Raw genomic sequence first — 11,183 nt, 5'->3', positions numbered from 1 at the left:
GTCTTAGAAGTTGTCCTTGACCCACAAATAAAGCAGATGGTCGTCCGCGTTCCAGACGGCAATCGCATGCCAGCCATCCGGCCCGCGCTTTTCGATGGGAAAACCGGTGGTGGCGAGAACCTTTGTCTCGGGCGTGATTCGCGGCTTCCACCAATAAGGTGGCATTTGACGAAACGTCGGGGCCGCCAGGTCTCCTTCGATCGGCTTGAGTTGCAGCGTCTCTACCAACTGGTTGAACTCAGCAGCCGGCAATCGCGCCTGCCAGAGCCATTCTGAATCGATGAAGCGCCCGAGGCAGTAATATCGTGATTCGTCCAGCGTTAGTTTCGCTCCTGTTAAGCGATACTCGATGGAACTGGGAACTCCGGCTCGCAGCGACGGAAAATCGATGTAGCGCGCGTATACGACGGCAACACTCAACACGCCCAATACCGACGCGAATACTCCAACACGACGCCAGCCGATCGACTTAAGTCGACGCTGGATCCACCCCAGCTTTCCCGTTCGGTAAAGCGAGCCGTAGACAAGCACAGTCACTGCGGTCGTTGCAAACGGCGCCAAGAAGGCGCCGAGCCACAAGAAGAAAAGGATAAACCAGGGCTGCAGCAGGATACCGATTGACGCCCACACAACCGGGACTGCCGAAAGGATGGGATCATCCAAGAAAACAAAGGAAAATAAGGCAGATACCGCTAAGAGCGTTACGACCACATTGATGCCAAGCACCGCGAGAATCGCCTTGCTCATCGCTGCCTCCTGACGCATTCTGGTAGGTCAGGTGCCCTGCACCTGACAAATGTGGTTCGCATCGGGCGAGGTTTGCGTTGTCTGTTGGCGAATGAAATAGCGAGTTGCCCCACAGCCATTGGTGATGAACTTCGGCTCCGATTCCGTCATTCCCGCGCAGGCGGGAATCTAGACGCAGACCGCAACCACTAGATTCCCGCCTGCGCGGGAATGACGGCGTGTGACTTGCTTCACCCGCGTCTGACTTCAATCTCTTTTGGCTGGCGGCGCGTTTACCCTCCCCCCTGCCCCTCCCTGGAAGGGAGGGGTGTTTGTCTGTGCCGCTGGGGGGTGATCTATACCGCTGCCTGACGAGCACCGCCATCATTGCTTTGGCACTCATTCAACATTCTGCGGTTCACTCTTTTGCCGCATTTCTTTCGTCGTGACCGTCGTGCCGTCGTGGTCGAATGCTCTTCGTCATTCGGACTTCAAAACACGCGAAGCAGCGCCTAGCGGGCGTCTTCCAGGTAGGTATACCCCTGCAGGCCTTCTTCGTAGAACCGCAGTAACCGGCCGGCTTCGCCGAAGTCGATGCGGCCTTCGCGGACGGCCAATTCGACGTCGGTTCGCAACTGTTTGACCAGGGCGTTGCAGTCGAACTCGACGTATTCGAGCGCCTCGCGAACGGTGTCGCCTTTGACAACCGTTTCCAGGACCACGCTGCCGCGCTCGTCCAGGCTGACGTGCACCGCGTTCGTATCGCCGAACAGATTGTGCATGTCGCCGAGGATTTCCTGGTAGGCCCCCAGCAGGAACGCCCCTAAGTAATAGGGCTCGCCATTGAAGTGGTGCAGCGGCAGCGTCCGCTTGACATCGCGGCGATCGATGAACTGGTCGACCTTGCCGTCGCTGTCACAGGTGACATCGCCGAGCACCGCGTTTTGCGTTGGCTGTTCCCCCAGTCGGTGAATCGGCATGATCGGGAACAGTTGCTTGATGGCCCAACTGTCGGGCATCGACTGGAACAGCGAAAAGTTGCAAAAGTAGGTGTCGCTCAACAGCGCGTCGAGCCCCTGTAAATCCTCGGGCACATAGTCCATCTGCCGGACCAGCTTCTGAATCTTGCGGCAGATGGCCCAGAACAGGTTTTCGGCCAGGCTCCGCTGATCGAGCGGCAAATAGCCGCCGCTGAACAGGCTCATGGCCATTTCGAGCGCCTGCTGGGCGTCGTGGTAGGCCTCGAGCAAACTCCGCGAGGTCAGGCTGCCCAGCACGTCGTACAAATCGAGAATCGGCTGCTCGACGTCGCGCGGCGGCTCGGAGGGCACTTCGGCTTCGCCCAGGCCCGAGACCCCCAGCACGTTGAAGACCAGCGCGCTGTGATAGGCGACGACGGCCCGGCCGCTTTCCGAGATAATCGTCGGGTGCTTCACATTAGCGTCGTCACAGACACTTTGGATGTGATAGACGACGTCGTTGGCGTACTCTTGCAGGGTGTAATTCGCCGACGATTCAAAGTTGGTCTGCGAGCCGTCATAGTCGACGGCCAGCCCGCCACCGACGTCCAGGTATTCGAGCCCTGCGCCGCGCCCGACCAGTTCGGCGTAGATGCGGGCCGCTTCGTTCAGGGCCGCCTTGATGTGGCGGATGTTCGTCATCTGGCTTCCCAGATGGAAGTGGAGCAGCTTGAAGCAGTCTTGCATGCCCTGCCGCTTCAGCTCTTCGAGCATCCTGAGGATTTCCGTAACTGACAGCCCGAACTTCGAGCGAAAGCCACCGGAACCTTGCCAGCGCCCCGCGCTCTTGGCGGCCAGCTTGACGCGCACGCCAATCTGGGGGTGCACGCCGATCTTGGCCGCGGCGTCGAGAATCAGTTGCAGCTCGGTGTACTTTTCGACCACGGGGATGATCCGCCGGCCGATCTTGTGGGCCAGCATCGCCGCTTCGATGAACTCGGCGTCCTTGAAGCCGTTGCAGATGATCGGCGAATCGTTGTTCGCCAGGGCCAGCACGGCCAATAGCTCGGGCTTGCTACCCGCTTCGAGTCCGAACCGGTACGGCTTGCCGAACTCGAGCACCTCTTCGACGACTTGCCGCTGCTGGTTGACCTTGATCGGATAGATGCAGCAGTAGCCTCCCTTGAACTGGTGCTCGCGCATCGCGTTCTGGAACGCGCCGTGAATCTCGCCGAGCCGCTGCTTCAGCACCTCGCCAAAGCGGACCAAGATCGGCAGATTGATGCCCCGCAACTGCAAGTCGTCGACCAGTTGCTTGAGGTCGATGAACCTGAGCGGGTTCTTCGTCGGATGGACGAGTACGTTGCCATTGCGCCCGATCGAGAAATATCCCGCCCCCCAGCGGCCGACGTCGTATAAATCTTCGGCGTCGGCCACCGACCAAGTCTTAACCTGCTGATCGAGCATTAAACGCGGGCTCCGAGTGTACGAAGTCAAAGCCGATACAGTATCTTAGACCAATCGGGCGGCCGGTGTCGATGTAGATTCGCCCCCGCCCGGGCGGCCAATGGGACCGGAACCGCGGCGGGTTACTGCCGGCACAACTCTCTCCATTTGTTAACCATTTACAATACATACTTCGGCACAGGTGGCGATGAGCTGTGAACTTCAATGGACGGTCAATCGCAGTTGCAGTTGCTTTCACGCCGCGGCCGCCCTCATGGCCGGGCGCGAGTTGACGTCGCCGGCTGTTGACGCGGCGGTGGGCGAGACGTCCGAGCAGTTACAGGCGTTGCTGGACGCTCACCGTGTGCCGCGCGAACGGTTTTTTAGGTTTTTGTTGCCATTGCCGACGCTGACCCAGTCGGCTCGGGCCCAGGCCTTGCGCGCGCTCGACCGGACTGTCGGTCCAGGCCGGGCACCAGGCCTGGACGAAAAGGTGGTCGAATTGCTCGGCCAGATGACCGCCGCTTATGGGGAAGCGCTGCCGAGCGTAGTGGACGACGTGACGCTGCGCGGCGGGCCGCTGCGCGAGCTATGGGAGGCTCGCGGGCCAGGTTTGCTCAGCACGGTTGGACGGCTGACCGAGCCGGTTCTGGTGCCAGAACGGGCCAACGTGCTGTTGGTTGACCCCGTTTTAGGGGGTGCCGGCGCGGCACACCCGGCCAACAACGCGGTCAGCATCGAAGCGGTCCTGGCCAACCCACTGGCCGAGTTGCCCGAGACGGTTCGGCTAGGCTGGCTGTTGGCCCAACTGGAAGGGGAAGTGCCGCGACACTTCGAGCCACTGGAACCGGGCCGGGGGGCCGACCTGACGGCGCTGGCCATGATTCCAGCCACGCTCGCGGCCGCGGAGACCGTCGAATGGGTGGGCGACTCGCGCCGGGCGCTGCCCGTCGCGATCGAGGCATGGCTGCCGACTCGGCTAGCCGGTACGATAGCGGCCGATCGACTGGCCGCCTGGTGGGAAACTTACTCGGCCGGCCGACCCGCCTGGAACGTGGCCCTGATGGCCCTCGACCAAATGGCCGACCCGAGCAACGCATGAAACTGTCGCTGATGATTACCTGCCTGGGGGACGTGCTGCGTCCCGAGGTGGGGCAGGCCTCGGTTCGGCTGCTGAGGCGACTGGGGCACGAGGTCGACTTCCCTCGCAATCAAACCTGCTGCGGCCAGCCGTTCTATAACAGCGGCTTTTCGGATCTGGCTCGCGAGCAGGCCCGGCATACGATCGCCGTTTTCGAGCAGGCCGAGGCGGTGATCACTCCGTCGGGCTCGTGCGCCGCGATGATCAAGGTCGAGTATCCGCACTTGTTCGAGAGCGACCCCGCGTGGCACGCCCGGGCCGTGGCGCTGGCCGAGCGGACGTACGAGCTGAGCGACTTGCTGGTCAATCGGTTGCAAGTGGTCGACGTTGGCGCCCGATTCGACGGGCGCGTGGTCTATCACTTTGCCTGCCACCTGCGGGGGTTGTGCCTGTCGGACGAGGCCGAGCGGCTGATTAATAACGTGCGGGGTGCGACGCTGATTCCCTTGCGCCATCAAGACCAGTGCTGTGGCTTTGGCGGCAGCTTTTCGGTTCGCTATCCGCAAATCTCGACGGCGATGGTTGATGACAAAACCAAGTCGATCGCCGCGGCTGACGCCGATCTGGTCGTGTCGACCGACACGGGCTGCCTAATGAACATCGGCGGACGATTGCGCCGGCAGGGTCACCGCGCGCGGCCGGTCCATCTGGCTGAGCTGCTGCAGATGGGCGTGAAAAGCGAATAGGCCCAAGGCTGTTACGCCCTGGGCCTGGTTCGTGTCGTTTGCGTTGTCGCGTGCGCAAAAAAACACGGAGCCGAAGGATAGGAGAGAGTTATCCCGCGGCTCCGTGAATTGGATTGAGCGTTGCCGCCCAATGGTCGGTTCGAGGTGGTGATCTCGATCCGACTACCGTTCTATTCTAGGTCGGCTGACAGGTTTTGTCGCCGCCCCATTCAACCGGCATAGTCGTTACGACTAGTTCGAGCCGGTGCCGTCTTGGCCAGCGGCGACGATGTTCACGGCGACGTTCACGCACTTGCTGAACTGCACGTTGCAGCTGGTGGTGTCACCCGACTGGTCGCAGAAGTCCGGCAGGTCGACGAACTGCGAGCCGTTCGTAAAGGCGTGGTGGCCCACGACGCCCGAGTACGAGTAGCTTTGATCCAGGTTGGCGATGGCCTGGGCAACGTCAGCCAGTTCGCTGACCACCGAGTCACGGACGCTCTTCAAGCCGACGATCACGCCGATGACCAGGATGGTCATGACCAGGACGATTTCGGCTGAGACGATGGCGCCGACTTCTTCATTCCACAGACGTGCGGCAATCTTCATTTTCACTACCCTTTTGCGAGAAATGACCGTTACGAGATAGAAAGAACACCAAGCTTCTCCCTGCGACGGACGAAGCCCGACGTTGCTTTCCGATTGCTGCCGAGGTGGCGTGTTTTAGAACTGCCCCTATCCAGGCAACCAGAGAGCGTGCTAACTGACCGACACGGACAAAAAAGGGGGAGGCGGAGCCGAAGAATAGGAGAGAGTTATCCCGCGGACTCCGCTTGTCCCCTTGTTCAGATCAACTGTGCTGCCAGCGTGGTGTCCGGCAAGCTGTCGATCCGAGCGTTGTCAACACAGACTAGTTCGAGCCGGTGCCGTCTTGGCCAGCAGCCACGACCGCCACGGCGACATTCACGCACTTGCTCATCTGAACAGCGGTGGTGTCAGTCGACTGGTCGCAGAAGTCCGGCAGGTCGACGAACTGAGCGCCGTTCGTAAAGGCGTGGTGGCCGACGACGGCCGAGTACGAGTAGCTCTGGTCCAGATTGGCAATGGCCTGGGCAACGTCCGCCAGTTCGCTGACCACCGAGTCACGGACGCTCTTCAAACCGACGATCACGCCGATGACCAGGATGGTCATGACCAGGACGATTTCGGCCGAGACAATGGCGCCGACTTCTTCCTTCCACAAACGAGCACACAACTTCATAGCGATTCCCTTTCGAATAACCGAGGTACCAACGGAACACCCAGCCCACCCCCAACACGAGGGGGGCATGATTCTGGCGTAGTCGAGTGACCGGATTGGCCGAAGATGGGGGAGGATGGGGATCCCATCGGCGTATACCAGTCGCAACGACTTTTCCGATATTACCTATATTATCTATTTTAGTCAATATCTTTATTTTTACTATTTTATCTATTTTTACATTCTATCCGTCTTTGAGTTTCCGCGTGGCTAAGACAAATTGTCGTAAGACCTTTTTAAAAAAAGACTTCGGCGATGAAATGGATGTCATCTGATGGGGGTTGAGAACGTGAGGCGGAGAGGGAAAGAAGCTTAAAAAGCCGCCTGGAAGCCTTTCGCCGGGAAGTGCATCCCTGCGGAAACGGGCCAGAAAAGCCCCGCAAACGCCGTGATTGAGGGCGTTATGAAAGAGGACAACGCCGAGCGAGAATCAGCGCGTCGAGCGATCCATGAGCCAAGGCGGTGGTCTTACTCTTCCGAGCGATGGCGGACGATGTCCCCTTCGACCATGTAGATCACGTCCTCGGCGACGTGCGTGGCCATGTCGGCAATACGCTCGAGGTGCTTGCCGACCGAACTCCATTTGAGCCACATTTCGATTTGCTCGGGAGACTCGCGCAGATTGCGCCTCGCCGTGGCCTGGAACTGCTTGTTCAGCGCGTCGACTTCGTCGTCGGCCACGCGCACGGCGCGCGCCAGCGCGGCGTCTTGCTCGACCAGCGCGTCGAGGCTGTGCTTGACCATCGCTTGGACCTTGTCGGCCATCACGCGGATTTCGGCGCTGAACTCGTGGACGCTCGCTTGCGAAAGAAATAACGCGCGCTTGGCGACGTTCTTGGCCAGGTCTCCCATCCGTTCCAGGTCGTTGTTGATCTTGAGAATCGACACGACCAGGCGCAGGTCGGCGGCCACCGGCTGGTACAGAGCCAGCGTCTTCATGCACTCTTCCTCGACTTCAACCTCGAGCCGATCGATGACATCGTCCTCGTCGATGACCGTGGCGGCCAGCGTGGCGTCCCGATTGATGAGGGCCGCGACCGCCTTGCGAATGGCGGCTTCGACACAGGCCCCGACGTGCAGAATCTTTTCTCGCAGCACGGCAATTTGACGAGACTGATGATGCGACATGGCCCGTTGCTTCCGTTGTCTGAGGGCGTCCGAGACTCTTCTCTCGGCTAAAGTGTTCAAACCCTCGGTCATTGACCGGGGCGAAAGGGCTATTCGTTATCCCTTAACCAAACCGGCCCGTGACGTAATCCTCGGTTTCCTTCAAGTGCGGATTCGTGAAAATCGCCGTCGTTGGCCCATATTCAATCAGCCGCCCCAGGTACATAAAGGCCGTGAAATTGCTGGCGCGGGCCGCTTGTTGCATGTTATGGGTAACCATCAAAATCGAGTAGTCCCCCTTCAATTCCTGGATCAGGTCTTCGATCTTGCCGGTGGCAATCGGGTCGAGCGCCGAGCAAGGCTCGTCGAGCAGCAATACCTCGGGCTCGGCGGCAATGGCCCTGGCAATGCACAATCGTTGTTGCTGGCCACCCGACAACCCCAGCGCGCTTTCGTGGAGCCGGTCCTTCACCTCGTCCCACAGGGCCGCCCCGCGCAGGCTCCGCTCGCAGACTTCGTCCAAAATCGACTTGTTCCGCTGACCGTCGATACGGAGCGAGTAGATGACGTTTTCATAGATGCTCATCGGGAAGGGGTTGGGCTTCTGAAAGACCATCCCCATCCGCTTGCGCAGCTCAATGACGTCGACCGACGTCTGGTAGATCGAATCGTGGTTCAAGGCCATGTCGCCCGTGATTCGCACGCCAGCCACCAGGTCGTTCAATCGGTTCACCGAGCGCAGCAGGGTCGACTTGCCACAGCCCGACGGGCCGACCAGCGCCGTGACCTTGCCACGGGGAATCGACATCGTGATGTCGAACAACGCCTGCTTGGCCGTGTACCACAGGCAAAAGTCGCGGACTTCGAGAACCGCGTCCTCGTCACGCAACGATTGGTGCGTCGTCGTGGGCACCGCCTCGCCACGAGCGATCGCCGCCAGTCGGTTGCCGGTGGCCGGTTGGCGCGCGCTGGTCTCGGTGGCGGTCATGGCGTTGGTTTTGATTTCGTTAATGGCCGACACGTGCGTGGCCCTGATTCTTGATAGTGGGTAGGTCTATGTTACCGATTGGCAATTCCCGTGCCCAGCAGTGCGATACCGCCCGCGTTTTCCCGCCAAATGGCGCAATCTGCTCCAGACACATCCGGGTTAGAAGTGGCTCGAAACATACTGTCGCCGCAACCGGGCTCGCAACCAGATCGCCGTCAGATTCAGCGTCGCCACGATCGTAATCAGCAGCAGCGTCGTCGTGTAAACCATCGGCCGGGCCGCCTCGCTGTTGGCGCTTTGGAAGCCGACGTCGTAAATATGAAAACCGAGGTGCATGAAGGCGCGCTGGGCGTGGACGTAGGGGAACACCCCGTCCACCAGCAGACTAGGCGCGATCTTGACCGCGCCGACCAGCATCAGCGGCGCCACTTCGCCAGCGCCGCGCGCCATGGCCAGGATCGTCCCGGTCATCATGCCCGGTAGCGCCCGCGGCAGCACGATGTGCCAGATGGTTTGCCACTTGCTCGCGCCACAAGCGTAGGAGCCTTCGCGCATCGACCGCGGGACCGCCGCCAAGGCTTCCTCGGTAGCGACAATTACCACGGGCAACGTCAGCAGTGCCAACGTCAACGACGCCCACAGCACGCCACCGGTGCCGAAGGTCGGTTTGTTCCCTTCGGCCAGGCTGGGATAAAAGAACATCTGATCAATAGTCCCGCCGACCAGCAAACAGAAAAAGCCGTAACCGAACACGCCGAACACAATGCTTGGCACGCCCGCCAGGTTGTTGACCGCGATGCGAACGATTGAAATCACCAGCCCGGCCTTGGCATATTCGCGCAGGTACAACGCCGCCAGCACGCCGAACGGCACCACCGCCACGGTCATCAGCAGGGTCATCACCACCGTGCCGAAGATGGCCGGGAAAACGCCCCCTTCCGTGTTGGCTTCGCGCGGTTCGTCGGTCAGGAACTCCCACCACCGTGAACCATAAACCGCCAGCTTGCCTAGCAGGCTTAACTGGTTCGCCGGGTAAGCGCGGACGATATCGGCCAGTGCCAAGCGCTGTTCGCGCCCGTCGGCCGCGCGGACCAGTAGTTGGTAACGATTGTTCTCGCTGCGCAGCTTTTCGATCTTGGCGGCAATGCGCGTGTTCTCAGCCGTGGCCCAGCTTTGCAGGCGATCGTATTCCGCCTGGGCGGCGGCATGTTCGGGCGACGATTTGCCGTGGTCGATTCCCTGTCTGACGACTTCCAGCTTGGCATTCTGCATCGTCTGGCTGACGTGGCCCGAGTCGACCCGTTCGAGCCGAGTCTGCTCGTGCCAGCGCGCGCGAACCTGGTCGTGATACTTTTCGTAAGCATGCCAGGCGGCCTCGGTCCCTTCCCCCTCGGCCTTGCCATCGACCCGCAGGGCGACCGGTGTGCCGTAGAATCGCCCCCAATTGACGCGTTCGAACAACACGTCCCACGGCCGCTGGTCTTGCGACTTGATCAAAAAGTCGTCGACCCAATGGAAGTGGGTCTGAGTCAACTCAAAATTGCCCGTGCGCAACAGCGTCCGCACGGCCGTGCCGCTGCGGGCGTCGAGAAACTTCTTCACGTCGGCCGCATTGGCCGGCGGCAGCGCGGCCAGCGTCTTGGCGTCGGGCACGTAGTTCTCGCGGCGCGAGACCTCGCCCAGGTAGACCGTCCCATCGGCCAGCGTGAAATGTTCGAGCGGCAGGGGCCAAAACGTGCTGACTCCCTGGCAGAAGATCAAGGCCAACAGCCCGACGATCATCAGCAAGCAAAATGACATCGCGCCGCCGGTCAGCCAGACCATCGGCTCGCCATGCGCCGAAATGTGCGTGGGCGCCTTGCTGCGGCGTCCCCAGCCGCGTTTGCGCGCGGGAGGATCGACGGGAGGCAACACCGCGGTCGTCGAGCTGCTGGCTCTAGAGCTCATACGCCCTCTTGCGGAATCGCTGACGAATCGTCTCGGCCACGCTGTTCAACAGGAACGTGATGGCAAACAGAATCAGCGCTTGCAAGTACAGCAAGCGAAAGTGCGTGCTGCCCGGCACCGCCTCGGGCAGCTCGACGGCAATGTTGGCCGACAAGGTGCGGAAGCCCTGGAACACGTTCCAACTCAGCGTCGGCGTGTTGCCCGAGCCCATCAGCACGATCATCGTTTCGCCCACGGCGCGCCCCAGGCCGATCATCACCGCCGAGAACAAGCCGCTCATGGCTGTCGGCACGACCACGTGAACGACGGTTTGCCACTGGGTCGCGCCGGCTCCCAGCGAGGCCGAGCGGAGCGACTCGGGCACGGCAGTCAGGGCGTCGTCGGCGATGGTGAAGATGATTGGGATGATGGCAAATCCCATCACGAAACCGACCACCAGCGAATTGCGTTGATCGTACGTGCCGACAAACGTCCCGCGCGGATCGAACCCCATTTCGGTCAGCATCAGGCTGGTCGTCCAGGCGGCCGCCATGACCAGCGCCGCCCCGGCGATGAACTTGCCCAGGTCGAGCACCGCCAACCGCTCGTGACGCCAATCGGCCGTGCGCATCCGCAGATAGTTGTTCACGTCGCGGCTGAAATAGAACGCGGCAAAGGCATAGGCCGGCGCCAGCAAGAACATCCAGGCCCCCTGCCCGGTGCCAATCTGCCCGTCGAGCCAACGATTAAGATCGTCGGCAAACAGCCACGACTCGACCGTCGGCGCGATCAGCAAGGCCCCTTCCAGCCCCACCGGCACCGCGACCAGCAACATCAACAGCAGCCGCCAGCGCGCGTAGTGTAGGGCGACCTTGCGCGGCAGCATCTGCCACAGATGGGCCCCCATCAACAATGCCCAGGGGAC

General features: G+C 61.0%; 10 protein-coding genes. 2 read left to right on the top strand and 8 right to left on the bottom strand.

What is annotated here, in order from left to right:
• Positions 1–3 precede the first annotated feature (3 nt).
• Both JSS27_13700 and speA read right to left on the bottom strand, forming a co-directional pair.
• Entirely contained in the window at positions 4–747 is a 744-nt protein-coding gene (locus JSS27_13700; GenBank protein ID MBS0209998.1) for a hypothetical protein, read from the bottom strand.
• A 491-nt stretch (positions 748–1,238) separates the two neighbouring features.
• The gene (speA, locus tag JSS27_13695) at positions 1,239–3,152 is read right to left on the bottom strand and encodes a biosynthetic arginine decarboxylase (protein MBS0209997.1); all 1,914 of its coding nucleotides are present in this window, start codon (positions 3,150–3,152) and stop codon (positions 1,239–1,241) included.
• A gap of 187 nt (positions 3,153–3,339) precedes the next feature.
• Here speA and JSS27_13690 point away from each other — a divergent pair, with 187 nt between their 5' ends.
• Positions 3,340–4,233 (top strand): hypothetical protein, encoded by an 894-nt coding sequence (locus tag JSS27_13690; GenBank protein ID MBS0209996.1) that lies wholly within the window; start codon positions 3,340–3,342, stop codon positions 4,231–4,233.
• Complete coding sequence (locus tag JSS27_13685) at positions 4,230–4,958, top strand: (Fe-S)-binding protein (GenBank protein ID MBS0209995.1); 729 nt, start codon at positions 4,230–4,232, stop codon at positions 4,956–4,958. The genes JSS27_13690 and JSS27_13685 overlap by 4 nt, the downstream gene beginning before the upstream one ends.
• 231 nt (positions 4,959–5,189) lie before the next feature.
• Here JSS27_13685 and JSS27_13680 read toward each other — a convergent pair whose 3' ends face one another.
• The 6 genes from JSS27_13680 to JSS27_13655 form a co-directional block, all read right to left on the bottom strand.
• On the bottom strand, positions 5,190–5,546 hold the full coding sequence (locus JSS27_13680; GenBank protein ID MBS0209994.1) for a hypothetical protein: 357 nt from the start codon (positions 5,544–5,546) through the stop codon (positions 5,190–5,192).
• A 301-nt stretch (positions 5,547–5,847) separates the two neighbouring features.
• Positions 5,848–6,198, bottom strand: coding sequence for a hypothetical protein (locus JSS27_13675; protein MBS0209993.1), 351 nt, complete (start codon positions 6,196–6,198; stop codon positions 5,848–5,850).
• Positions 6,199–6,705: 507 nt separating this feature from the next.
• Positions 6,706–7,365, bottom strand: coding sequence for a phosphate signaling complex protein PhoU (gene phoU / locus JSS27_13670; GenBank protein MBS0209992.1), 660 nt, complete (start codon positions 7,363–7,365; stop codon positions 6,706–6,708).
• A 103-nt stretch (positions 7,366–7,468) separates the two neighbouring features.
• The gene (gene pstB, locus JSS27_13665; GenBank protein MBS0209991.1) at positions 7,469–8,332 is read right to left on the bottom strand and encodes a phosphate ABC transporter ATP-binding protein; all 864 of its coding nucleotides are present in this window, start codon (positions 8,330–8,332) and stop codon (positions 7,469–7,471) included.
• Between the two features lie 159 nt (positions 8,333–8,491).
• Positions 8,492–10,279, bottom strand: a complete 1,788-nt coding sequence (gene pstA / locus JSS27_13660) for a phosphate ABC transporter permease PstA (protein MBS0209990.1) — start codon at positions 10,277–10,279, stop codon at positions 8,492–8,494.
• Positions 10,269–11,093 carry an ABC transporter permease subunit gene (locus JSS27_13655; protein MBS0209989.1) on the bottom strand — a complete coding sequence of 275 codons (825 nt, stop codon included), beginning with the start codon at positions 11,091–11,093 and terminating at the stop codon, positions 10,269–10,271. The genes pstA and JSS27_13655 overlap by 11 nt, the downstream gene beginning before the upstream one ends.
• Positions 11,094–11,183: the final 90 nt, after the last annotated feature.

This window comes from Planctomycetota bacterium (assembly GCA_018242585.1).
Taxonomy (GTDB): Bacteria; Planctomycetota; Planctomycetia; order Pirellulales; family PNKZ01; genus JAFEBQ01.
Note: the sequence above shows the minus strand (reverse complement) of the source record. Positions and strands in the feature narration are given on the sequence as shown.